The sequence below is a fragment of the Bradyrhizobium sp. 482_C4_N1_8 genome, assembly GCF_052075965.1.
GTDB lineage: Bacteria > Pseudomonadota > Alphaproteobacteria > Rhizobiales > Xanthobacteraceae > Bradyrhizobium > Bradyrhizobium barranii.
In genome coordinates this window covers 3,696,262-3,720,733 of record NZ_CP197231.1, presented here as the reverse complement: position 1 = coordinate 3,720,733, position 24,472 = coordinate 3,696,262, and the positions used below count along the sequence as shown (strand labels likewise).

The 24,472-nt window shown below is 61.2% G+C and carries 20 protein-coding genes and 3 pseudogenes; 2 read left to right on the top strand and 21 right to left on the bottom strand.

What is annotated here, in order from left to right:
• Window positions 1–4: 4 nt before the first annotated feature.
• From AB7Z56_RS17490 to AB7Z56_RS17455, 8 genes and pseudogenes are all read right to left on the bottom strand, one after another.
• Window positions 5–831: pseudogene (locus AB7Z56_RS17490) on the bottom strand (3-keto-5-aminohexanoate cleavage protein).
• A gap of 120 nt (window positions 832–951) precedes the next feature.
• On the bottom strand, window positions 952–2,349 hold the full coding sequence (locus AB7Z56_RS17485) for an MFS transporter (RefSeq protein ID WP_354124148.1): 1,398 nt from the start codon (window positions 2,347–2,349) through the stop codon (window positions 952–954).
• A gap of 473 nt (window positions 2,350–2,822) precedes the next feature.
• Complete coding sequence (locus tag AB7Z56_RS17480; RefSeq protein WP_354124147.1) at window positions 2,823–4,139, bottom strand: NAD(P)/FAD-dependent oxidoreductase; 1,317 nt, start codon at window positions 4,137–4,139, stop codon at window positions 2,823–2,825.
• A 60-nt stretch (window positions 4,140–4,199) separates the two neighbouring features.
• Complete coding sequence (locus AB7Z56_RS17475; RefSeq protein ID WP_354124146.1) at window positions 4,200–5,516, bottom strand: NAD(P)/FAD-dependent oxidoreductase; 1,317 nt, start codon at window positions 5,514–5,516, stop codon at window positions 4,200–4,202.
• 86 nt (window positions 5,517–5,602) lie between these two features.
• Complete coding sequence (locus tag AB7Z56_RS17470; RefSeq protein ID WP_354124145.1) at window positions 5,603–6,349, bottom strand: amino acid ABC transporter ATP-binding protein; 747 nt, start codon at window positions 6,347–6,349, stop codon at window positions 5,603–5,605.
• Entirely contained in the window at window positions 6,346–7,164 is an 819-nt protein-coding gene (locus AB7Z56_RS17465) for an amino acid ABC transporter permease (RefSeq protein ID WP_354124144.1), read from the bottom strand. Before AB7Z56_RS17465 ends, AB7Z56_RS17470 begins: the two co-directional genes overlap by 4 nt.
• Window positions 7,161–7,877 carry an amino acid ABC transporter permease gene (locus tag AB7Z56_RS17460; RefSeq protein WP_063982553.1) on the bottom strand — a complete coding sequence of 239 codons (717 nt, stop codon included), beginning with the start codon at window positions 7,875–7,877 and terminating at the stop codon, window positions 7,161–7,163. Before AB7Z56_RS17460 ends, AB7Z56_RS17465 begins: the two co-directional genes overlap by 4 nt.
• Before the next feature lie 17 nt (window positions 7,878–7,894).
• Window positions 7,895–8,725, bottom strand: coding sequence for a transporter substrate-binding domain-containing protein (locus AB7Z56_RS17455; protein ID WP_354124143.1), 831 nt, complete (start codon window positions 8,723–8,725; stop codon window positions 7,895–7,897).
• 234 nt (window positions 8,726–8,959) lie between these two features.
• On the opposite strand from AB7Z56_RS17455, the gene AB7Z56_RS17450 reads away from it, so the two are divergent.
• Entirely contained in the window at window positions 8,960–9,691 is a 732-nt protein-coding gene (locus AB7Z56_RS17450) for an IclR family transcriptional regulator (protein WP_354124142.1), read from the top strand.
• A 124-nt stretch (window positions 9,692–9,815) separates the two neighbouring features.
• Here AB7Z56_RS17450 and AB7Z56_RS17445 read toward each other — a convergent pair whose 3' ends face one another.
• The 11 genes and pseudogenes from AB7Z56_RS17445 to AB7Z56_RS17395 all read right to left on the bottom strand — a co-directional run bounded on the left by AB7Z56_RS17445 (window position 9,816) and on the right by AB7Z56_RS17395 (window position 20,827).
• Window positions 9,816–10,019 (bottom strand): hypothetical protein, encoded by a 204-nt coding sequence (locus AB7Z56_RS17445; RefSeq protein WP_063986285.1) that lies wholly within the window; start codon window positions 10,017–10,019, stop codon window positions 9,816–9,818.
• A gap of 244 nt (window positions 10,020–10,263) precedes the next feature.
• Window positions 10,264–10,431: pseudogene (locus AB7Z56_RS17440) on the bottom strand (GDP-L-fucose synthase); the annotation flags it as partial.
• Between the two features lie 50 nt (window positions 10,432–10,481).
• Window positions 10,482–10,838, bottom strand: a pseudogene (locus AB7Z56_RS17435) (DUF1109 domain-containing protein); the annotation flags it as partial.
• Window positions 10,839–11,220: 382 nt separating this feature from the next.
• A complete protein-coding gene (locus AB7Z56_RS17430; protein ID WP_441256379.1) occupies window positions 11,221–13,155 on the bottom strand; it encodes a vWA domain-containing protein in 1,935 nt (644 codons plus the stop codon).
• 199 nt (window positions 13,156–13,354) lie between these two features.
• Window positions 13,355–13,945, bottom strand: coding sequence for an RNA polymerase sigma factor (locus tag AB7Z56_RS17425; protein WP_354124140.1), 591 nt, complete (start codon window positions 13,943–13,945; stop codon window positions 13,355–13,357).
• 1,151 nt (window positions 13,946–15,096) lie between these two features.
• Window positions 15,097–15,240: a hypothetical protein gene (locus tag AB7Z56_RS17420; RefSeq protein ID WP_354124139.1), complete on the bottom strand. Its 144-nt coding sequence runs from the start codon at window positions 15,238–15,240 to the stop codon at window positions 15,097–15,099.
• A 106-nt stretch (window positions 15,241–15,346) separates the two neighbouring features.
• A complete protein-coding gene (gene fahA, locus AB7Z56_RS17415; RefSeq protein ID WP_354124138.1) occupies window positions 15,347–16,696 on the bottom strand; it encodes a fumarylacetoacetase in 1,350 nt (449 codons plus the stop codon).
• Window positions 16,696–18,387 carry a cation/acetate symporter ActP gene (gene actP, locus AB7Z56_RS17410; RefSeq protein WP_441256378.1) on the bottom strand — a complete coding sequence of 564 codons (1,692 nt, stop codon included), beginning with the start codon at window positions 18,385–18,387 and terminating at the stop codon, window positions 16,696–16,698. Before actP ends, fahA begins: the two co-directional genes overlap by 1 nt.
• A complete protein-coding gene (locus AB7Z56_RS17405; RefSeq protein WP_354124136.1) occupies window positions 18,384–18,704 on the bottom strand; it encodes a DUF485 domain-containing protein in 321 nt (106 codons plus the stop codon). Before AB7Z56_RS17405 ends, actP begins: the two co-directional genes overlap by 4 nt.
• A gap of 44 nt (window positions 18,705–18,748) precedes the next feature.
• Window positions 18,749–20,041 carry a CaiB/BaiF CoA transferase family protein gene (locus AB7Z56_RS17400; protein WP_441256377.1) on the bottom strand — a complete coding sequence of 431 codons (1,293 nt, stop codon included), beginning with the start codon at window positions 20,039–20,041 and terminating at the stop codon, window positions 18,749–18,751.
• A gap of 9 nt (window positions 20,042–20,050) precedes the next feature.
• On the bottom strand, window positions 20,051–20,827 hold the full coding sequence (locus AB7Z56_RS17395) for an enoyl-CoA hydratase/isomerase family protein (protein WP_354124134.1): 777 nt from the start codon (window positions 20,825–20,827) through the stop codon (window positions 20,051–20,053).
• Window positions 20,828–20,959: 132 nt separating this feature from the next.
• Here AB7Z56_RS17395 and AB7Z56_RS17390 point away from each other — a divergent pair, with 132 nt between their 5' ends.
• Window positions 20,960–21,631: a GntR family transcriptional regulator gene (locus tag AB7Z56_RS17390; RefSeq protein ID WP_354124133.1), complete on the top strand. Its 672-nt coding sequence runs from the start codon at window positions 20,960–20,962 to the stop codon at window positions 21,629–21,631.
• A gap of 44 nt (window positions 21,632–21,675) precedes the next feature.
• Here the strand turns inward: AB7Z56_RS17390 and AB7Z56_RS17385 are convergent, their stop codons facing one another.
• Complete coding sequence (locus AB7Z56_RS17385; RefSeq protein ID WP_354234347.1) at window positions 21,676–23,238, bottom strand: fatty acid--CoA ligase; 1,563 nt, start codon at window positions 23,236–23,238, stop codon at window positions 21,676–21,678.
• A 163-nt stretch (window positions 23,239–23,401) separates the two neighbouring features.
• A complete protein-coding gene (locus AB7Z56_RS17380) occupies window positions 23,402–24,349 on the bottom strand; it encodes a LysR family transcriptional regulator (RefSeq protein ID WP_354124131.1) in 948 nt (315 codons plus the stop codon).
• Window positions 24,350–24,472 lie beyond the last annotated feature (123 nt).

Below are 24,472 nucleotides of genomic sequence, written 5' to 3'. Positions count from 1 at the left end.
GCCCCTACCCCGCGAGCCCGAGCAAGGATCGCGCCTCGGCCGCGGTCGCGACGCGCCGGCCGTGGCGTGTGACAGCCTCGCCGGCGATGGTCACGAGCTCAGCATTGCTGGCGGCCAGGCGGATCTTGTCGATCCTGATATTGTCCTCGAGCCCGGTGCGCACCGCGTCGGCGCCCCGCGCAAGCGCCCAGCCCATGACCTCGGCCTGATGGCGTCCGATCCCGGCCGCGGTCCACGTCGCTTTCGGGATCAGCCGCTTCAGCTCTCCCAGGAGGATGTCGAGGACATGCTCGTCGGCCGGCATCGCATTCTTGACGCCCATGACGAATTGCACGTGCGGACGCGAGTCCATCAGCCCCGCCTCGATCAGACGCCGCGCACCGTGCAGATGCGACAGATCGAAGATCTCGATTTCAGGCCGGATGCCATTTGTCTTCATGCCGGTCGCGAGAGTCTCGACCAGGGCGGCGCCGTTCTCGTAGACGATCGTCGGAAAGTTCACCGACCCTGTCGACAGCGAGGCCATGTCCGGCTTCAGATAAAGCGATGATCCCCGCGCCGAGGGATCGCGGCCCGCCCGCCGGTCGAGAACTGAACGATCATCCCCGGACAATGCTTTTTGATCCCCTCTTGCACCTGCGCGAAGCGCGCGGGGTCGGAGGACGGCGTCTCGTCATCGTTGCGAACATGGATATGGGCAAGCGTGGCGCCGGCCTCGAAGGCCTCCTGCGTCGACTCGATCTGCTCGGAGGGCAAGATCGGCACCGCGGGATTGTCCTTCTTGCGCGGAACGGAGCCGGTGATGGCGACAGCAACAACAACGGGGTTCATCCCTTGACCTCATGATGATCGCGCTCGCGCGCACGGAGTTCGAATAGGCACTCAAGTAACGCATGGAGCCCTGCCGCTGCAAACATCATCGATCGCAGCGGCAGGCCCCTTGCGTGCCCTTCAGGTCGGAATTGCGGCCGCACCGCTCGCCGCCTCCGCACGCTGCCGCTCATAGTCGGCCCGCGGCATCGGAACGGCCTTGGGATTGCCGAGATCGTCGATACTGACCCGATAGGTCTCCCGGGCCGTGACGGCCGCCAGCGCCGCGATGACAGTGATACCGAAGGCGATCGCTCCCACCGTCAAGGGGATATTGTCCGAGCCGGGAGGCGCCACGGTCGCAAACAGGGCCGGAAGCAACGCGGTGATGGTCGTTCCGATGTTCTGCGAGATCGCCATCGCCGACACCCGCGTGCGGGTCGGAAACAGCTCCGGGTAGAAGCTCGGGAAGATGGCGTTGTAGCCCTGATAGACGACGCCCCACATCAGCAGCGACACCAGGATTGCCAGCGGCACATTCCTGATGCTGATGGCATAGAGATAGACGAAGGCAAGCAAGCCTGAGAGCAGCGCGCCCATGATGATCGGAGGCTTGCGACCGACCTTGTCGGAGAGATTGCCGACGAAGGGAATGACGAATATGGCCAGCATATTTCCGAGGACCGGGATCCACAGATAGACGTCCTTGGCAAAACCGATGCCATAGGCCGGCTGCACCGCGTAGGCCGCACCGAAGATGGTCGCAACGACCGGGATGACGTTCATCAGAGCCATGCAGATGACCCTGAGCATGTCGCGCCAGCTCAGCTTGATGGCCTGAACAATGGGCGACCGCGGCGTTTCTCCCCGTGCGCCCTCTTGCGCAAAGGCAGGGGTTTCGTCGACTTCGCGACGAATGATGTAGCCGGCGACAATGACGAAGAAGCTGAGCAGGAACGGAATCCGCCATCCCCAGCTATTGAATGCGTCGGTCGGCATATAGGCCGCCAGTGGCAGGAACACGGCTGCCGCGAGGATTTGTCCGGCCTGCACGCCCTGAAGGGCGAAACTGGCATAGAAGCCGCGCCGGCCGAACGGCGCATGCTCCAGGATCATCGAGCTCGCGCCGGAGATTTCACCGGCCACCGCAAATCCCTGCACAAGGCGCAGGATGACGAGCAGGATCGGCGCCAGGATGCCGACCTGCTGATAGGTCGGCAGAAAACCCACCGCCATCGTCGAGATGCCCATCAGGAACATGCAGACGATGAGAACGGTCTTGCGGCCATGGGTGTCGCCCCAATGTCCGAGAACGAAAGCCCCGATCGGCCGGGCCACATATCCCACACCATAGGTCGCCAACGATGCGACGATGGCGACGGTGGGATTTTCCGACGGGAAGAAGATTTGCGGGAAGATCAGCGACGCGGCGGTCGCGTAGATGAAGAAGTCATAATATTCGAGAGCCGAACCGATCCAGCCGCTGGCAGCGGCCTTCCTGGACTGACTCATGTGACGGATCGTGCGAGTCGTGGTCATCGCAGAAAATTCCTCCTGGGTTTGCTGACGTCCCGTTGTCGGGCTTCGCTAGAAATTGGGCAGCATTCTCCGGGCGCTCTGCCGACTTCCGCGAGCGCTTGTCACTGCCGATGGGTATCCGATTGGTCGCGACAATAGGCTTTCGCCGGGCTAACACAATTACCCAGTTATGCGATAAACCTAACATGATGTTATTTTCGCCGGACTTGAACACAGTTGGCGATTGTGCGCCGATCAGCAGCGCTCCGGCGGAGACGCGTCGTCGACATCCGACGCAGAGACGACCAGATATTTTCAGACCGCCAGTTCAAAACACGCTTTTCGCCACAAGCGCACGCTAGGCTCGCTTCTCCCATGCCGGCAAGATTGCCCGCCTCAGACAGCGCGACTGTGTGTGGGAGACCGGCCGCCGCCGTCTGCCACGAGAAGAGCTCCCGTGACGACTACGCCTTGTTTGACGTGGACATCAAAAATCAGGCGGCCTTCTTCAGGCGCTTGAAGCGCTCCATCCGGAAGGGTGCGGGATCTACGCAAGGCGTCGAACCGGTCACGAGATCGGCCATCAGGGCGCCGGCGCCAGGACCGATACCGAAGCCGTGGCCCGAGAAGCCGGTCGCGAGATAGAAGCCTGGAACGGAGCCGACCGGCGCGATAACGGGAACGGCATCCGGCGTGACATCCATCAGGCCAGCCCACATTTGCATGATCTTGGCGTCGCGGAACGCCGGGAAGGCTTCGCACAGATGGGTGACGCCGCCATGGACGAACCGCAGCGACGGATCGGGATCAAGAATGCGGACATGCTCGAAAGGACTAACCTCATCACTCTTCCAGCTGCGGGCCATTTTCACCTCGCGAACGAACTGACCGCCGATGTGAAGCGTCAGTTCGTTCCAGCTCTTGATGAGCGTCGGCGCATAGTCGCAGAACAATCGAAAACTGTCCGGCGTAATCGGGGCGACGTTCGCGTTGCGTTGGGCGACGGTGAACCCTCCATCCAGACGGCGGCGGAAAGCGAAGTTGCCTGCACCAACGGCAAAATCCGGAACGCCCTCGATCGAAGAAACGCGGGCGACGCTGCCGAGGATCTTCAGGACCGGAAGATCGATGCCCATGTTGCCGGCGAAGAGGCGCGACCAAGCCCCTCCCGCCAGCACGACGGACGAACAGCGGATCTCGCCGCGCTCGGTGACACAGCCGCTCACCCTGCCCGCCGATCGCTCGATGGAACGGACCGCGCAGTTGGTGAGGATATGCACCCCTTTCGCGGCCGCGCCGCGCGCGATTGCAGGGACGGCGATAAACGGCTCCGCCTTGCCGTCGCTCGGCGTATGCAGCGCGGCACGGAACGGTTTCGCCATACCCGGCATGAGCGTCTTCAGCGCCTCGCCCCTTACGAAGCGAGAGTCGAGATCGAAAGACGTGGCGTGTTTCAACCACTCGTCATACATCGCAACGTCGGCATCCGTGTCGCAGAGATAGGCGATGCCGGCCTGCCGAAAGCCGGTTTCGCCGCCGATACGCTCGTTCATACCACGCCAGAGCCGAAGGCTCTCGATCGCGAGCGGCAACTCGGCCGGATCGCGCCCCATTTGGCGTACCCAGCCCCAGTTTCGCGACGACTGCTCTGCTCCGATCAATCCCTTTTCGCACAGGGCAACGGAGACGCCACGCTCAACCAGCGAAAGCGCGGTCGACACGCCGATGATGCCGCCGCCGATCACGACGACGTCCACATGCGCAGGTAGCTCCTGCGGCGCGACGACAAGATCGGGAATAATCCTGGACACGTGGTCCTCCTTGAAACGGGTACGCGGAAGGCGAGCCGGGCCGGATGTGCCGCCCGAGGCTCAGCGTCCCGGACGGTCGAGGAAATCGCGCAGGCGATACCAGCCGGCAAAGAGCGGCACGAACCAGGGCTTGCCCGAATAGAAGGGCACGGCCGTGAATGTCTCGCGATCGAAGGCCGATGGCATGTTCTGCTCGCCGAGAATTTTGCGTGCTGTCTGGTAGCCGAGAAAGGTCATCAGCGCGACGCCGTTGCCATTGCAACCAGCCGCGAAATCCGCGCCGTCGCGAGCCCCGAGATGGGCTATCTTGTCGACGGTCATGGCCACGCGCCCGCTCCAGGCATGAGTGATCTTCACGCCCGCAAGCTGCGGCCAGATGGCCAACATGCGCGCATAAAGCCGCTTCGCGGCCAGCTTGTCGGGCATGTCGAAGATGCCCGGGCGTGAACCGAACAGAAGCCGTGTCCCGTCAGGCGACGGCCTGGCGTAGATCAAATCACGGCGTGTGTCGGACACCATGCGGGCCTGCGGAACGAGCTCGGCCAGGAGATCGGCCGGCAGCGGCGCGGTGGCAATCTGATAGCTCTTGACCGGCACGATACGGCTGGCGAGGCCAGGCGTCGCATCGGCGGCGGTGTAACCGTTCGTGGTTGCGACCACGTGGGCAGCCCGGATGGCACCTCGAGCGGTCGGCACGATCTTCTCTCCTTTCGCACCATCCTGCACCATACCCGCGCGCGCATGCGAGCGCAGCATGACGCCGGCGGCGCGCGCCCGGTCGCGCAGCGCCTTGTGATACTTGCCCGGATGCAGACCGCCATATTCGTCGATCACCATGCCGCCGTGATAATAGTCCGAACCGATCGCCGATCGCTGATGCGCGCGATCGAGGAAATGTACGGTCACGCCGGTCTTTTCCGCCAGAAGCATGCCATGCCGCTTCAGGGTTTCGTAATCGCCCGCGGCGTGGGCGCCGAAAAAGCGGCCGCTGAGCGCAAGCCCCGCATCCAGCTTCTCCGTCTCGACCAGCATCTTCAGATAATCGAAGCTCTCGTTGCTCTCGCCGATCAGGCGCGAGAAGAGCACGGGATCGATTCCCTTGATCGCACCACTAACCACCAGCTTCTGGCCACTCGACACCATCCCGCCCGAACGCGTCGAGGCTCCCTCCCCGATCCGGTCACCGTCGATGACGACGACGGAGCGCCCGGCGCGCGCCAGATGAGTCGCTGCATTCAACCCGGCATAGCCCGAGCCGATGACCACGACCTCGGCTCGCTCCGGCAGCGGATCGAGATCGGTCTCCGGTTCCGCGGCCTCCCACCAGTAAGGCGTCTCCTTGAAGTCCTTGGCGTAGATGTCGTCAAAACGAGGCATGATGTATTGGGCCTTCCGGCTCACCTTTCATTTTCATTGCACGTGGGATGGCCGCACCACGCAGCGCGTCCGCCCCGGTGGTGCGATCAGAGAACCTGACCGAGGAATTCGCGCGTGCGCGGGTCTCGCGGATTGTCGAAGAGTTCCGCAGGAGGCGCACTTTCCACGATCAGACCACGATCGGTGAAACAAACGCGTTGCGAGACTTCCCGGGCGAACTTCATCTCGTGCGTCACGAGAATGCAGGTGAGGCCCTCCTCCACCAGTTCGCGGATCGCGAACAGCACGTCCTTTACCGTTTCGGGATCGAGCGCAGCCGTCACCTCGTCGAACAGGATCGCTTCCGGCTGCATCGCGAGTGCGCGGGCGATTGCCACGCGCTGCTGCTGGCCGCCGGACAGCTGCCCCGGGTAGCTGTCTGCCTTCTCCGAGAGCCGCACCTTCTTCAGGAGCTTGCGGGCCCGCTCCTCGACTTCGGCGCGATCGTGTCCGAGAACCTGGATCGGCGCCATCATGATGTTTTCCCGTGCGGTGCGATGCGGGAAAAGATTGTACTGCTGGAACACCATCGCGACCTGATGGCGCAGCACCCGCATCTGCTTTTCCGACCTCATTTCATGCACACGGTGTGCGCCGACGCGGACAAAGCCTTCGTCCACGGGAATCAGGCCGTTGATGCAGCGCAGAATGGTGGACTTTCCCGACCCGGAAGGACCGATAATGCAGACTGCCTCGCCCTTCTGCACGAACATCGAAATGCCCTTGAGAACAGGGACGTCACCGAAGGACTTGCGGACGTTGTCGAGCTCGATCAGCGCGTCGATGCGGTTCACAGGCTTTCTCCCTTCGCGGCGCGTTCCAACCAGCGCGCGACGACCGCGATCGGATAGCAATAGGCGATGAACAGGAAGAGGATGGTCAAATAGAAGTAGACGATCACGCGCTCGTTCTCCATGGCGAGCAAAGTATTCAGAATTGTCAGCACGTCCTGGATACCGGTCACCGTGGCGAGCGCTGTCGCGATCATCAGCAACGCGTAGGAATTCATCCAGCCCGGAATCATGCGCCGCAGCGCCTGTGGCATGATCACGTGGCGATAGATCTGGCCGGTGCCATAGCCGAGCGAACGTGCCGCTTCCCACTGACCGCTGTGAATGGACTGAACGGCGCCCCGGATCACCTCGGAGAAATTCGCCGCCGTCGGCAGCGCAAGGCCAATCACGGCCTTCACGAACGGCGGGAACGCAATGGTCGTGCCGAAGACATGCATCTCAAACGGCAGGAAATAGAGCGTTGCAAAAAGCAGAACGAGCCAGGGTGAATTGCGCAGGAAATTCATCAGCAGAAGAGACGGGACCCGGATCGGTCCGAACCTGGCGAGCGTCGCAAGACCCATGATCGTACCGAGCACCGTCGCGAGTGCCATGGAGGCGATCGAGAGAATGATATTGAGGGCAAAGCCGCCCGTGATCGGCCAGCCGGACGCCGAGCCGGTGAGAAGCAGAGGAAGCCGCGCCAGCACGCGGCTCCAGTGCGCCGAGCCGCCCGCCGCCGCATCGACCCCGATCCAGACGGCCACGCCAAAGGCGATCAGCAGCAGAACGGCGCGCTTCTTTCCGTCATAGGAGAGCATGGAGCCCGCGATCAATGCCCCCTCCCGTAACCCGGGAAGGCCATGAAGGCTTCGAGCCTCGCCATCGCAAATGTGAGGATGGACACCAGCACCACATATATGAGGAGGACCAGAATCATGACCTCCAGCGTGCGGAACGTGTCATTGTAGATCTGCCCGGCGTAGTACATCAGTTCCGGCACGGTGATGACGGATGCCTGCGACGTCGTCTTGAAGAGGTTGGTCAGGATGTTCGTCAGTCCCGGCAGGCAGATGCGGGTGGCGATCGGCGCCTCGATGCGCCAGAAGCGGGCCCATCGGCCGTACCCCAGCGACCGTGCGGCATCGATGATCGATCGCGGCATGGTTTCGATGCCCGAGCGGAAGGCTTCGGTCGCCAGCGCCCCGCCGAAGAGACTGAGCGAAATCGCAGCACAGGCAAAAGCACTGAGAAGCGGAACCGATAATCCCGTCGACGGATCGGTCACCTTGAGGCCGAGGTTCGAGAAGGTGAAATAGGCAAACAACATCTGCAACAGCGGCGGTGTGTTGCGGAACACCTCGACGAACAGCTCGATCAGGGCATCGAGCCAGAAAATCCGCAGCGTGAGCCCGAGGGCCCCGAGCATCCCGATGAGGATGGCGGCCGCCGATGAGAGCGCCGCCAGCTTCAGCGTGTTGACGACACCGGTCAGCAGCCATTGCTGGTACGCAGGATCCGCGAGCCAGGAATAGTCGAGTCCGAACAAAGGCCGCTCCGTGTGCGTCAGTTCTTCTTCGCGACCGCAGCCTTCGCCCGCGCGGCGATGTAGCCGGAGTGCGGCATGCCGAACTCGGTCTCCCACGCAATCAGCTTGCCTTCGGCCTCGGCCTTCGCGATGGCCTTGTCGACGGCTTCGTGGAATTCCGTGTCCCCCTTGCGCAGGCCGCCCGCCATCGGCTGGAATTCATAGGGCGCCACCGCGATCTTGTAGTTTGCCCAATCGGGCTCCTTGAGCTTCTGCTGAAGCGTCATGTCGTCAAAGACGAAGCCGATGCAACGATTGTCCTTCAACGCGCGATAGGCTTCCGGCTGGGTCTTGAAGGCCACGAGATTGATGCCGAATTCCTCGGTCATCTTCTTGTTGTAGTAGGAGCCCTGGATGCCGCAGACCGACTTGCCCTTCAGCTCTTCCCACTTGGAGACCGTCGCTTCCTTGGCCGCCAGCACGGACGGGCCGGCAGCGGAAACGTATTCCGTCGTGAAGTCGATGACCTTGGCGCGCTCGGCCGTGACGCCGAGCGTGGCGAAAATCGCATCGATGCGGCCGGCGGTCAGGAATTCGATGCGATTGGACGCGACGACAGGCACGAGCTCGATCTTGTCCTCGGAGCCAAGGAGCTCCTTGGCAACGTACTTCGCAAGCGAGACCTCGAAGCCGACGATGTCGCCCTTGTCGTTCAGAAAGCCATAGGGCACGTAATCATTCTTCACGCCGACGACGAGCTTGCCGCGCGCCTTGACGTTCTCAAGCGTGCCCGCCACGGCGGCGCTACCAGCAAAAAAGGCAGCGAGCGCAACAGCGGAAACGCCCATCATCGTTTTGAAGCCTGTCATCCTGTTCCTCTGGATAAATCACGGCCTTCCAGCGCTGTTGCCACAGCGCCGCGTCAGCCATCAGCTTTGCGAATGCAGAAATCAGGTCGCTCAAAAAATATGCATCAATCCCAAGCGACCTAATTTTCATCATTGGAGACACATCTTTCTCAATGTATAGTTGTTGAGACCACTTTTTTCATAATGTGAGATTATATACCGGTGATCGCCCAACCGCCCTCCGGTGGAGCCCAGTTGCTCGACCGGACCGTCATCCTGCTGGATCTCGTCGCCGATGGCGGCGTCGAGGGCCTATCGCTCAAAGACCTGGCGGCCCGCTCCGGGCTAAACACCGCCACTTGTCACCGCATCCTCAACACGCTGGTCGGTCACAAGCTGCTTGCCCGCGACGACAAAAAACGGCGCTACAGGTTGGGTGCACGCATGGCGATCTACGGCGTCCGCGCGGCTCGCGGCCCCGGCATCATCAGCCGCTGCGAGATCGCGCTGTCCCGGCTCAGGCGCCGCACCGGCGACACGACCCATCTGATGGCCCGCTTCAACCACGATTCCGTTTGTCTCGACCGGCGCGACGGCGAATGCATCGTGCCGACGCTGACGGGATCGATCGGCGGCTTCGTCCCCCTCGGCGTTGGCCCCGGTTCGATCGCAATGCTCGCATTCCTGGACGAGGACGAGCAGGACTACATCATCCGCGCCAACCTCGGGCGCTACGCGTCCTATCGCAACCTCACCGAGGACAAGGTTCGACAGCTGATTGCCGACACCCGTCGCCGCGGTTACGCGGTGGATGTGGGCGAGCTCATTCCCGGCATTGCCGGAGTTGGATTGCCGATCATGACGCCGGGCGAAAAGCCGGGCGCGGCGCTCAGTTTCACGCTGCTCTGCGCCAAGCTGGCGCCGGGCGTCCTCGAACATTACGGCGCCCTCCTGAAAGAGGAAATCGACGCCATCGTCGGTCAGTAGGAAGGATCAGGGTGGCGTGGCGACGGCCGGAAACAGGTTAGCGGATCTCGTTCACGTAGGGATGATGCGCAGTCGTGGCGCCGTACTCGCTCAGGATCACAAGCGCACGGGCTTGATCGTATCCCTAGCTTCCCAGCGCATTCTCGCCGGCTTCGCGACCGGGCACGCTGACATGCACCTCATGCCCCTGACGGATCGCCAGGGAGGCGGCAGCGACCGCGGACTCGAACGCGGCTTCCTTGGTCGCGTATTTGCTTTTGACGTCGCCGTCATGCAGCACGCCCCATTCATCCTCGACCGGCACGATCGCGTATTGAGCAAGGCCCATGGTGCAACTCCTCGATATCCAGCGCTGCGTGACCTGCGGATGGGCCGCCGTCACCCGCCACACGGCGTTGCCGCTGTCGTCGGCGACCAGCAATGCGCCGGCCTTGTCGTGGCACCAGCATCGGATGAATCGGATGACCCTCGATTTGCGCGGTGGAGCGCACGCGCACGGCTTGTTGCACGGTCGGCCTCGTGTGGCTTTTCGCCCTGCCCGACCGGCCAACTCTTGCTTGCGGTGAAGGTTCCTACTCTCGCGCCGCCACCGGCGCGCCGGCCTGATACGCCGCATAGGCGCTCTTCAAGCCATCGTGAAGCGAGGTCGCGGCGCGCCAGCCGAGCTTGGCGAGACGGCTGACGTCGAGCAGTTTGCGCGGCGTTCGATCGGGACGCGAGCTATCGACACTGATATCGCCGCACGCATTTGTCGCGGTTTCGAGTTCGACGTCGGTATTGACGCAACACCTCACCACCGCAGTAGCCGCGGCCCGAGCGCGGCCCCCGCCAGAGTGCACACCACGATCGTTCCACCATACCAGAGCGCGACAAAGGGCAGCGAATCGTCGGTGCAGTGAAGCGCGTAGGCCACTGCGCTGATGCTGCCAGCGACAAGACCGGCGAACGCCCCTGCGCGGCGCAGGTCGATCGGTGCCGCCTGACGCACCGCCCACATCGTTAGCGCAAATGGCACAATGGCGATGATCGGGATCGACACCAGACATTCCAACCACGCGTCACCCGCAACCATTCGGTCCCAGTGCGACACCGGCGCCGAACCGATGCTGATGAGCGCCAGCGCCGCGATCAGCAGAAACGGCAGGACGACGACCGCCATGCTGTGCTTCAGGACATGACAGCTCGAAATTTCATGGCCGCAAAATTCCACGGGCGGGACGGATTGAGAAGCCCCCTGGTCCTGAATTCGGCGACGGTCGGCGATCAGTTACATCACGCCCTCGTGAGGATCGACGCGTGTGAGCCGAGAGCGCGAGTCTCTTGGTGACAATTCACGCGTCCGCTTTCTGGTTTGGATGTGGCACACGGCGTTGACACCGCCTAAGCGCTACCATCCAGCGAGCGGTGGCGGCACGAAATTTTCCGCCTTGATGGCTTCGCATCGCGTTGGGAGGCCCGGAAGCGGAGGCAACTTTGCTCCGCTTCCTATCGATGCCGGAATGGGCGCGCTGGCCTAAATCGAAGAGTGATCACGGTCGCAGCGGCTGCATCGCGCTCGCAGTTTTGGCCGCGCGCACCAACTGAAGGAACTCGGAGCGATAGCCGTAAGGATCGTCGCCGCGCGCGGCCGAGGCGATACGGAGCACGTCGTCATAGCCGAACCGGCCGGTGTGCTTTCCGCCACGTAGAATCTCGCCGAACGCGGCAACACTGGTTGCAAAGCGGGCATCGAGTGGCGCGTCCTCGAAGCGGCCATGTTCCGATGCGCGATCGACGGGGGTGCTGACCAGCACGCTTTGATCGGATCGCGGCAGCTTGTAGCGGATCTTGACGAAGGCATATTCGGCCGGCGACGGTGAGTCGCTCGCCGGGGCTTGCGCACCGTATCTGAGATCGTCGACCACGCGAGGCCCGCCGACAGGCACGATGTCGTAGAGCGCCGTCACGGTTTGCCCCGAGCCGACGTCGCCGGCATCGACTTTGTCATTTGAAAAATCGTCGCGATTGAGCAGTCGCGTCTCGTAGCCGATGAGCCGATATTCGGCGACGGCTGCCGGATTGAACTCGACCTGGATCTTCACATCCTTGCCGATCGGAAACAGCGTCGAACTTGCCTCTTCGACCAGCACCTTGCGTGCCTCGTTGATCGTATCAATATAGGCGGCGACGCCGTTGCCGTTCTGCGCCAGCGTCTGCGCCAGCGCGTCGTTGTAATTGCCGGCACCAACGCCGAGCACGGACAGGAAAATGCCCTTTTCGCGTTGACGCTCGACGAAACCTTTCAATTCATCCTTGTTCGTAATTCCGACATTGAAGTCGCCGTCGGTGGCGAGGATGACCCGATTGACGCCGCTGGCGTCAAAGTTCTGCTCTGCAAGACCATAGGCTTGCCTGATGCCTTCGGCACCCGCCGTGCTGCCACCCGCCTCGAGCCGATCGATCGTCGCCAGGATTTTCGCTTTCTCGGACACGGAAGTGGGCTCGAGCGCCGTGCCGGCATTTCCGGCATAGGTCACGATCGCGATGCGGTCCTCGGGTTTCAGCTGGGTAACGAGCATGGCGAGCGACTGCTTCACGAGCGGCAACCGGTTCTGCGGCTCCATCGAGCCCGATGTATCGATCAGGAAAACGAGATTCGCGCGCGGTCGGCTCGTCTGTTGCAGCGCATAACCTTTGACGCCAATGCGAATGAGCTTGCGGCCTTCCGCCCAGGGGTTCGGAAACACGGCAACGTTGGCCCGGAACGGTTCGTTCGCCGATGCGGGGGCTTCATAGGCATAGGGAAAGTAATTGATCAGCTCCTCGGTCCGAACCGACGCGGCCGGCGGCAGGACATTGCGGTTGAGCTGTGCGCGGACGAACGCGTACGACGCCGTATCGACATCAATAGAGAATGTCGAGACGCGTGCGTCGCGCGCGACCTTGAAGGCGTTTTCCGGCGCGTTTGCAAACTTGTCGCGGCCGATAGGCTCGGACGCAGCAGGAACACGTTCGCGCTGGTCCCGAAAGACTTCGACCTGCGCCAGCAGTTGAGCAGACGGCGCGCGCGAGAGCATGTGATCGTTCCGGCCTCTAAGAGCGTACATTTCTGACGGTGCCCCCTGCATGGGAGCCCTCAACGCCGTCGCGGGAGGCGCCTTCGGAGCGTCCCGGCTGGCAATCAGATTTTCCACGCGCGACCTGGCGGGAGGCGGCGCCGCGGCAGCCGAAGGCGCGGCGCCTTCCTGGCTGGGCTTTCCGGCCTGACTGGCGGTTTGGATTTGCATTTGCGGCTGGGCGTGGCTTTCGCTTTCCTTCTTTGCTTCCACTGTCGAAGGAGCTTGAGCGACGGCGTTGCTAGCCAGCCGTTCGACGCGCACGCCGGCATCCTGCGGCTGCGGCGACCACATGAGATGGAGATAGGCGCCCGATCCGGCAACAATACAGGCCAGGCTGGCAGCCAGGAGATAACGCGTACGATTCATGACAGTCCTCTCGCGCGACGGCCGCAAGGACGCGGCGGTTCGCTCGATGAGACGGATGTCGGTCGGCACTCCTTGGCTGTCGTCGGCGTTTTTTTCCTCGGCGCTTTTTTGATCGAAGCGCAGCAGCGCCTGTTGCACAGCCGAGGCACGCGCGTCCGGCGCAGGCGGCGGAGGGTCGGGCAAACGCATGATGTCGTGATCAGTACTCATCGCCGATGTCCTTCGCGAGATCCGCCTGTCGCCTCAGCTCGTGCATGCGCCCGGAGATGGTCGACTCGGAGACGCCCAGGGCTGTGGCCGCCTCCGCGTGCGTCATGCCTTCGCCGACCACAAGCACGACTGTCTCCCGCAGCAGCGGCGAAAGCCGCGCCAGCTCGCTCGCGAGCCAGCTGCGACGAAAGAGATCCCGGCCATCCGGCGGCGCCGCCATTTCGGCAAGAACGGCGAGATGGCCTTTCAGCCGCGTCAACGTCGAATGACGCCGATGGTGGTCATGGCAGGCGTTGCGCACGATACCGACCAGCCAGGTTGTGAACTTCGCCTCCCCCCTGAAAGAAGCGATCCGTTCCACCAGCGCGCAGCAGACATCCTGGCAAATGTCCTGCGCGTCAGTCTGGGAGCCGGTCATGCGCCACGCAACCCGGTGCATCAGGTCGTAGTGACGCCGCAACAAGGCTTCGAATGCAGCACGGTTGCCCTGCGTGGCCAGACTGACGAGGTCGTCATCCGTGGCGCCGCCATCCGGCGGCTCAGTCACCTCTGCGGTCATAAGCTGAATGGCGCCCCCCATGCCCTTTCCTCAAAGCCGACAGGATTGAGCAAAACAATTGGGACCGTTACCCGGTCCCCCGGGCAGTCCCGTCCTGGACCGCGACCGCATGCGCTTTACCATAGTAGTTCCACCCATAAGCCGGGGCGCCGGGAGGAGATTTTCCGGGCATTCACGAATTGAGACGAACGAGACGCCGGAATCCTTGGGCCAGGTTTGAAAAAATTTCCGGACGGCGCAACACCAGGGCCTTACGGCGCTCTGTGGCGGCAGCAACGCAAGCATCGTGGCGGCGAACACGATCCGGGCGACCATGCCCAGGATTTTCAGGCGGTTCGGCGTGGCCCGGTCCAATTAGCCTCGCTTCAGCCGGTCGCACACCCGCGAAGGCCAGGAGGGAGTCGCCAACCGGGATTCTAACTGGTTGCCTTTCGCGGTTCTTATCCAGTGCGGGGAATACGAAAGCTATCAAGAGAGGCGCGAAACAGTCGATCGGAAAGCGAGCATCAGAACGTGCAAAGCAGCCGATTTGTCAGACTGAAACCTGACCACTCTCGCAAAATCTTCGAAAAATTTGGAGCGGGTGAAGGGAATCGAACCCTCGTATTCAGCTTGGAAGTCTCAAAATACTGTGGTGTTTTCAGAGGCCATTCTGACATTTTCGGTGCTTTTGGCCCATTGAGATCTTTAAAGAATTTCTCGTTGTCAGAATGGCGGTTGCGAACCCCATGATCGCAGTCAAACTCCGTCTTGCGCCTCTATGGAAATCCGTGGAGTAACGGTGGTAGCGCCTCGCGTGGCTCGCACCGGACGATGACACTCAGACTCCGCCACTCGGCTGCCAAAAAATCGTCTCGTAACGATGGCGCCAGACCCTGCGTATGCGAGACCCCACTGGGCATGCGTACTGGAAGTTTAAACCGTTTCTGCTTCCAGACGTGTCAGTCGAGTCGTGTAGCTGTAGCGATCAGCTAGGTGGATGCTGAAACGAGACGGGGTACGCCATAAACTCAATTACTTTGGCCCGCTGATGTGACTGAAGGTCACGCCGACTAATCCAACGCTCGCGCAAAATCTACAGGGAGCGCCGCGGTTTCCACCAAATGCGGACTCCTACATTCGATCGCCGAGTTTGCGTGAGCCCACGACAACATCGACCGCGTCGTGAAAGGTCAGAAGATAAGTGCAGCAAGGCGGCCTAACACGGCGATTGGTAAGACTACGAGAAGGACGAGAAGTTGCCCAAACTGGATCTCTTTCATGTCGATGTCCGGCATTGTGATCATGGCGTATGCGATCATGAGGCTATTTTCCATGGCAGCTCCTCCCCCTCGGCATTGCTTGTTCTGTCATCTTCCGAGCTCCGCAAACCCGTTCGGTGCGAGTCGCTCGGCAACCGCGACTTTTCGCAGAACGCGCGGGTCAGGCCGCCCTGCTTTCAAGCGCTGCCTGGTGCGGTGCTGCAATCATCCCGACGCAGGCTCCGAACCCGATGGACACAAAACCCTCGCGGCTGCAGCGCCCCTCAAACCTGATTTCGTCGCCGTCGAGCAAAAAGCCGCGCAGCTCTCCGTTGGGAAGCGTGACGGGGCGGGTTCCAGCGAACGTAAATTCAAGCATGCTGCTCAATTCGGCGTCGGTAGGGCCGGAGATTGTACCGGTGCCGATCAGATCCCCCGGTAGAAGGTTGCATCCATTGATCGTGTGGTGCGCAACCATCTGCGCCGGAGTCCAATATAGATACTTGGCATTCGAATTAAGAATTTCGGCTGGAACATCCCCAGCAGCCCGCATCTTCTCCGTCGTGAGAAACACCTTCAGGTGGACGTCCAGCCCGCCATGTCTCTGATCATCGTCATCGAGCAGATATTTCAAGGGCTGGGGATCCCCGTGAGGACGAACCATGGCCGGAATACGGAACGGAGCCAATGCGTCCGCAGTGACGACCCACGGCGAAACGGACGTCGCGAAACTCTTGCTGAGGAATGGCCCGAGTGGGTACATCTCCCAGCGCTGGACATCCCTCGCCGACCAGTCGTTGAGCAGTGAATAGCCGACAATCTGCTTGCTCGCGCGCGCAACCGGGATCGGACTTCCGAGTTCGTTGCCGCCACTGAGATAGAACCCCATCTCCAATTCAAAATCGAGCCGGTCGCACGGACCAAAGCCAGGACTGCCCCCATCGACAGATGGCGTCCGCTGTCCGATGGGTCTGCGGACAATGCCTTTGCCGACTTGCACCGAAGACGCCCTTCCGTGATAGGCAATCGGCACCCACTTATAGTTGGCAGGCAGCGGATTTTCAGGCGTGAGAAGCGCACCCGCTGCCTTCGCGTGATGTATGCCGGCATAGAAATCCGTATAGTTGGGCACCGCGGTCGGACGATACATCGTGGATGCGCTCATTGGGGCAAGCAGGTCTGACGCACGTCGGCGCGCAGCTTCACCGCTTGAGCCGGCGTCAAGCGCGGCACCGATTGCCTTTCGTAGAGCCCGCAACGCGCGAGGCCCCAACGCAAACAGCGAGTTGAGCGAGGAGTCGGCCACAGTCCACTCGGGAATTTCTTCCGGCAGGAGACCGGCCCTGTGTGCCGCATGAAGGTCGAGGATCTGATCGCCGATCCCAATCCCCGCGGACAGTTTTCCGTCCTTGCCACGGCTGAAGACGCCGAGCGGCAGATTCTGGATGGGGAAGTCGCAGGAAGGGTCATTCGCGGCCGACACAAAACTGCGGCGCGCCGGATCGTGGGTCTCGTCGATCGTAGCCTTCATCATGCAGCTCCTGCCAGCGCGTTGTTGCCTTCAGAGAGCCCGATGCCGATTTCCGATTGTACGAACTGCGCATCAAACGCGCGCCGTTCGTCCGAGGCACGGGCCGTTCGGTCGCTCAGCGACCCGAGCCATATCACCAGGAACGCCAGCGGCATCGAAAACAGCGCGGGATTGTCGTAGGGAAATAATGGCGCAGCGAAATGGAACACCGCGACCCAGACAGTCTTGCTCAGCACAACGAACAGGAGAGAGCTGAACAGGCCGACCAAGCCACCGGCAACCGCGCCCCGCGTGGTGGTACCGCGCCAAAAGATCGCCATCGACAGCACTGGAAAGTTGCAGCTTGCCGCGACCGAAAGCGCTAACCCTGCCATGAACGCGACATTCTGGTTCTCGAAGATGATGGCGAGGCCCACCGCGACGATGCCGATCGCGACCGCGCCGATCTTGGCAACCATCACTTCACGTGCCTCCTGCGCGTTGCCCTTCGCAATCACCTGACCATAGATATCGTGGCTCACCGCGGAGGCGCCGGCGAGCGTCAACCCGGCTACCACGGCGAGAATGGTGGCAAACGCGACGGCCGAGATAAACCCAAGCAGAATCGGTCCGCCGAGTGCGCCCGCCAGGTGGACCGCCGCCATATTGGGACCGCCGATCAGATCGCTGATCTTGTTGAACTGACCGCTCACGCCGACGTTGAAGAAACTCGCGTCCGGCATAAGGATCACCATCGCGGCAAAGCCGAACAGCGGGATGACCAGGCAGAAATAAGCCACGCAGATGGTCGCATAGAAAACCGATTTCCTTGCGCCTGCGGAATCCTTGACGGTGAAGAACCGCATCAGGATATGCGGCAACCCAGCGGTCCCGAACACCAGCGCGAGTCCAAGCGAGATTGCGGAAACCGGCTCGGCGAACAGCCCGCCGGGTGAGAGAATTGCTGCCCCCTTGGGGTGGGTCTGGCTCGCCTCGACGAAAAGACGTCCAAGGCTGAAATCGAAACGCCACAGCACCACCAGCGCCATCAAGGTGCCGCCGATCAGCAGCAGCAGCGCCTTGGTGATCTGAACCCAGGTGGTTGCTTGCATGCCGCCAACAGCCACATAGACGATCATCAGAAGTCCGACGCCGGCGACCGCGAACAGATAGTTTACGCCGAATAGAAGCTGAATGACCTTACCGGCGCCGATCATCTGCGCGATCAGGTAGAACAGCACGACCACGAGACTACCCGTGGCGGCAACCAGACGGACCGAGGTGCGATCAAGGCGAAACGTCGCGGCGTCGGCGAACGTGTAACTGCCGAGGTTGCGCAAACGCTCCGACATCATGAACAGCACGATCGGCCAACCCGTCAAAAAACCAAGTGCATAGATGAGGCCGTCGAAGCCGGTCGCATAGATCAGCGCCGAGATACCAAGGAAGGCCGCGGCGGAAAGGAAATCCCCGGCAATCGCCAGGCCGTTCTGAAGCGGGGTGATCCCGTGTCCTGCGGTATAGAAGTCCGCCTTCGATTTGGTGCGGCCAGCTGATCGATACGTGATGAGGAGCGTGACGGCCACGATCAACAGGAACATGCCGATGGCGATCCAGTTGGGATCGCGCCCGGCTACAACAGTCGTCGCCTGCGCGTGGGCGGAAAAGGAGAATGCCGCCGCGATGGTCGCCAGTAGAATGCGCGCGATCATCGGCCACACTCCCGGCGAACGAGCTGTGTCAGGCCGTCGAAGTAGGCGTTGGAACGGCGTACATAGTAACCGGTCAAGGCGACGACCAAGGCGATCATGCCAAGCGCGATCGCCATGCCCAACGGAACGGCTCCGCCCGCCATGCTCTTCCCCAGCGTTGACGACGCCGCCGAGATCAGGCCGATGAAGCCGAAGAACATCAGCAACGTGACGATCGAGAGCCCCCACCGCAACCGCGCCCGCGCGGCGGTCAGTTCCCGGAAAGACGGATTAGACAGGATTTTGCGCGTTTGTTCCGAAGACAACTGTAGTGACATGATTTCCCTCCCGCTGATTTCTTGCTGATTGGTCTCGACAACGGCTAGGACGCCTGCTTCAGGACATCCCCGCTATCAGGCAGCCCGGATGCTTCCACCAGCAGCGAGGGTCGCGGCGGAATATTCGTCAGCAACACGCCCGAATTTGCAAGGGCCGCAATCTCCTGGTCGGAGTAGCCGTATTCCTTCATCACTTCGACGTTGTGTTCGCCGCGATAGGCGGCTTCGCGCGCAGCGGCGAGCGGCGTCTTTGAGAAGTGCCAGGGCTTGCCGGGGATCCTGACCGCCTTGCCGCAGCGGTCGGTGACCTCCTCTATCGCGCCCCACCATTTGACCCAGTCCGAGCCGGCGAAGTCCTTGACCGAGCGGACGACGCCGAACGCCAGCTTCACTTCATCGAGCTGGGCATCGAGTTCGCCGGCCGTGGGGAAGGAAAGGATCCACTGCTGGATGATCTGGTAAAGCGCATCGAGATTTTTCCGGCGCGCCGCCGGCGTAGCGAATCTCAGATCAAGAGCGAGATCGGGACGGCGCATCGCCGCGATATAGTTCGGGAATGTCAAACTGCTGACGACGCTGGTCGCGATTGTGATGACATCGCCATAGCTTGTCTTGAAGAATGGAGAATCTGCAGGTCCGAGTGCCGCGGGTTCTCCGCCTAAATCCACGTCCGAGAGATCGGCGTGAACCCGCTCGTTGACGGCAAGCATGGTTGCGGCCATCGCAATATCGACATACTGACCCTCGCCGGTCCGGTCCCGGTGGTGCAGTGCTGCGAGAATGCCGATGATCGCTTCGAGACCCGTATAGATATCGGCATGCGAATAGGCATCATGCCGCTTGACCGTGAGATCATCGCCGAGATGGTCGATCATCCCGCCAACGAAGCCGGATTCGGCGTGGACGGTCGGCGCGTAGGCGCTGCGGTGTGACAGCGCGCTGCCCTGGCCATAACCGCTGATCGAGGCGTAGATCACCTTCGGGTTGCGTGCTGCAACGGATTCATAATCGAGGCCGAAGAACTTCAATGTGCCGGCGCGAAAATTCTCGACGATGATGTCGGCGCTGTCGCACATCTTGCGAACGACTTCTCTTCCTTCGGGGAAGTTGAGGTCGATGCTGATGTTCCGCTTCCCGACATTCTGCTGGATATAATAATAAGACATGCTCGCGGTTTCGTCGCCGGGCAGTGCGTACCGCGAGATGTCTCCGCGCGGCGGCTCGATCTTGATCACGTCGGCGCCGAGGTCCGACAGGGCCTTGGTGCAATGGGGTCCAGCAAGGACGCGCGAGAAGTCGACGACCTTGATTCCGGCAAGGGGTGCAGGGTTTGTCATGATCCCTCCTCACCGGCCCGAGAAAATGGCGTGACCAGGCCCGGATTCGCGGAAGGCCTTGAGGCCGACGACGAGATCGTTGCTCTGGAAGATCGGACGCTGCGCGTCGGACATCGCGCGATCCGCCTTCACGACACTCTCGTCGATATATTCCCGGATCAGTCGTTTGGTGGCGCCATGTGCCACTGTCGGGCCCATCGCAAGTTCGAGCGCGAGAATACGCGTCGTTTCTTCAAGCTCGGCTTCGGGCACGACGCGATTGACGATATTCCAGCGCTCCAGCGTGGCCGCATCATAACGACGGCCGAACAGAGCCATCTCCTTGGCGCGCGCCACGCCGGCGCGCGATGCCACACGTTGAATAGCGCCCATCAGCGGGTGCAGGCCCAGCGTCACTTCGACCATGCCGGCCTTCGAGGAGTCCGCGGCAACGATGATGTCGCAGGCCAGCGCCAGCTCGAAACCGCCGCCGAGCGCCAATCCGTGCATGCTCGCGATGATCGGCACCGGGACCTGTTCGAGCGCATCCAGGCAGGCGCACACATCGATCTCGGGCAGCCGTTCGCCGCGATTGTCGAACAGTTCTATTTCAGCACCGGCGGAGAAGTGCCGCAATCCGCTGCGAAGGATAATGGCGCGCGCGCCTTCCTTATGAGCCTTCTCGACCGCGTCCATGAGGGCAGTCAGCAGCGGCTTTCCCACCAGATTATAGGGAGCGAACGTCATCGTCAGAGTAACGAGATCGCCCTCCCGACTGACGGCAACCAATTCGTTTGGTGTGGTCATTAGCTTCCTCCGGACTTTTCTTGATCGTAAGTTCGATAATGGAACGGTACTTCAAAAAATCATACAGTCAAGAAAAAAAAGATATTTTTGATCTTGTCTTGTATTCTTTGGAATCCTCGGGAAAATGCCAGGATGTCCCCAGACGCCACCAGCCTTACCGTTTCGGCCTATGTTCGGCTTCGCTCAGACATCTTGGCTGGCCGCTTGCCGCCTGATGGAAAGCTGAAAATTCAGGATTTGGCTCAATATCTTACGGTGAGCCCGAGCGTCGTACGGGAGGCGCTTTCGCGTCTCTCTGCCGAGTCGCTGGTCATTGCGGAGCCGCAGCGAGGTTTCCGGGTAGCACCCATCAATGCAGCCGACGTTTCGGACCTGACGGCCGTCAGAATCGACATCGAACTGAAATGCATGCACCGGGCGATGAAAGTCGGCGGCCTCAAATGGGAGGCTGCCATTGTCGCGGCCGATCATGAACTCTCGCATACGCCTCATGACATCCACGATCTGGGCGACGACTGGATGATCGCGCACGCGAAATTCCATGCCGCCCTGGTGGCTGCCTGCGACAGCCGCTGGCTGCTGCGTATCCGCGAACAACTCTTCGTCCAGGGCGAACGCTATCGCCGTATCAACGTTCGAATGTCGCGCGCGGATCGTGATCTGCGCGTCGAACATTCGGCACTGGCGCGAGCTATCCTTGGCCGCGATGTGAAACTCGCCACCGATCTGATGACGGAACATCTGCGCGTGACCGAGGTGCTGACGCTTCAGTCGCTCAAGTTGCAGGACGCAGCGGTCGCCTAGCAAAAACGCCACCGGTCCGGCACATTCAGTTCGGCCAACCGCACTCAATTGACCCTCCGCTCATATCCTTCCCAATAGCGCTCGCGCAGCAATCGCTTCAGTATCTTCCCGGATGGATTGCGAGGAAGCTCGTTCAGGAAGTCGATTGACTTCGGGATCTTGAAGCCCGCCAGCCTTTCTCGCGCGAAATGCAGTATGCCCGCCGGATCCGGCGAACGATCCGGCTTCAAGACGATGAGGGCCTTGACCGCTTCACCCCACCGGTCGTCAGGCACACCGATGACGGCGACATCGGCGATATCCGCATGCCCATACAAGGCGCTCTCGATCTCGGCGGGATAGACGTTCTCTCCGCCGGAAACGATCATGTCCTTCAAGCGATCGTGGATGTACAGATAGCCGTTCTCATCGAGGAACCCGGCATCTCCGGTATGCAGCCAACCGTTCCGGAGGGTCCTCGCGGTGTCGTCGGTCCGATTCCAGTATCCCCTCATATTTTGCGATGTGCGACATACGACCTCACCCACCTGTCGGGCCGGCAGCGATTTTCCCGAAGCGTCGACGATCCGCAGTTCGACGCCCTCGATAGCGCGGCCACACGACCTCAGGAGTTCGTCCTCACCAGCGGAATGGTCTGCATCTCCCAGGACGGTGATGACGCCGGTGGTTTCGGTAAGGCCGTATACCTGGAAAAACCCCGTATGCCTGAACACGCGGAGCGACTTTCTAAGAAGCTCGAGCGGTATCGGAGACGCCCCGTAGAGAATTTGCCTCAGCGAGGAGAGATCAAATTTCTCGACGTCACGTTCGGCCAGCATCGCCAATACCATCGCCGGAACGAGGAACGTGGTCGTAATCCGATCACGTTCTATCGTTTCGAGCACCACTGATGGAACGAACTCGCGAAGCACGATCGTCTTGAGACCGGCCACCAGACCGAACACGCCGGTGCCGACGCCCGCGATGTGGAACAAGGGCATTGCAAGCAGCATGACGTCGTCGGACGACCATGCCTTCCAGTCGTCGAGCGGTTGCAGAGGAAAGTTTGCATGGGAAAGCTGTACACCCTTCGGATAACCGGTCGTGCCGCTGGTGTATAACTGCAGGCAGACGTCGTCGGCGCTGACCGGCAAGCCCGGTTCAGACAAGGGTTGGGCATCGCGCCAGTTCAGGTAACGTGAGTCCAGCACGATTATTTGGCGAATGGTGTCCAGCTGATCCTGGATTTCAGCGATGATCTTCTCGAACGCTTCGCCGACGAAGAGAATTTCGGTTTGGGCGTCGTTGACTGCGAAAGCGATTTCGGGAGGTGCCAGCCTTGCATTGATCGGAACCAGGACAGCGCGGACCTTGGCCGCACCGAGCAGCACCTGAAAAAAGATATCCGAATTCCTGTCGAGAATCGCAATACGGCTCGCCGGTCGCACGCCTGTAGCCACGAGGCCGTTGGCGACTTGATTGGATAATTCGTCCAGCGCCCGATAGCTCGTCTCGCGCCCTTCGAAGCTCAGGGCGATCGCGTCTGGAGTACTCGCCGCGTAACGTCGCGGAATTTCCGCGATCGTCTGGATCGGCGTTGACCGCAAGGACCCTTCCGATTTGGCCATTCATCCCTCCCCATTGCTATTTTTGGAACAGGATGGCCGCCGAGGTGCTCCGCGCGTATCTAAATTCTGAACTACCGTTATTCAGCGCAGAATGACCACTGCACGCTCATGCATCTTACTGCGACGTACTTAAACACGAGCGATCGGAACACTTGAAACGCCCTCAAGCCTTACGCTTGGTCGCTCTTGAATTTCGGGGGGTGCCTGCGAGCCATTCCCTGGAGGCGGCGAATTCTGCTTCCAGAAATCGCCGGACTTCTCGAGTCAGTTTTCTCAGGTCGCTCTCGCGCCTGCGGAGCAGCCATACGTTCATCGTAACAGTCTCTTGCGGCAATACCTGGACCAGCCCCTCGGCCTGCGCGAACGGTACAGCAAGAAGCGCAAGCCCGAGCCCGCAACCGGCTGCGGCAAAGTGGTTGGCCACCGGATTGACCCGAACAACGCTGCGGATGCCCGCCGCTTCCGAGAAATACTCCAACAGGTGCCTCTGATTGGGCCGAACATTGCGGAACGATACAAAATCGGCCGTATGGCCGATGATGTCGTGATCCTTCAACTCGGGCAATGATCGTGGCGCCGAGCGTTCGGCCAGATACTGCTCAGAAGCGAATATCCCCATCGGTACGTCGGCGACCCGCTTTCCAATGAGATCGTTCTCGCCAGGGTCTCCCATCCTGATGACGTAGTCGAGGTCGCTCGTCGCCACGCTCTGCTGGTTCACGGTGGAGACAATTTCCAGATAGATCCGACTATTGCGCCGCCGCAACTCCTTCACGCGAGGCAGAAGCCAATGCTTGGTCATGCCTTCGGTCGCCGATATCCTGATGACAGATGATCGCTGCCCGACCCGCGAACGCAGATCGCGCTGAAACGACTCGAACGCGAGCATCATATCTCCGGCCGAGCGTTGCAGGTCCTCGCCCTCCTGCGTCAGCTTCACGCCAGACGAGGCCCGAAAGAACAGCGGTGCGGCCACATAGCGCTCCAGCTCCTTGAGACGCCTGCTCAACGTCGGCTGGCTCATCCCCAGTTCGTGCGCGGCGCGATTGACGCTTCCGGTCCTCGCGACCACGGAAAACAAGCGAAACAGGTCCCAGTTTGCTTCGGTCACGTTCCGGTCCTTTGCATGAGTGCCTTGGGTTCTTCGCCGCCGGGCGCAGACCGCGCCGCCAGGACCCGAAAACACGGATGAAAACACAGCGGAGCGCGACCGTTATTCAATACTGCGATCTCC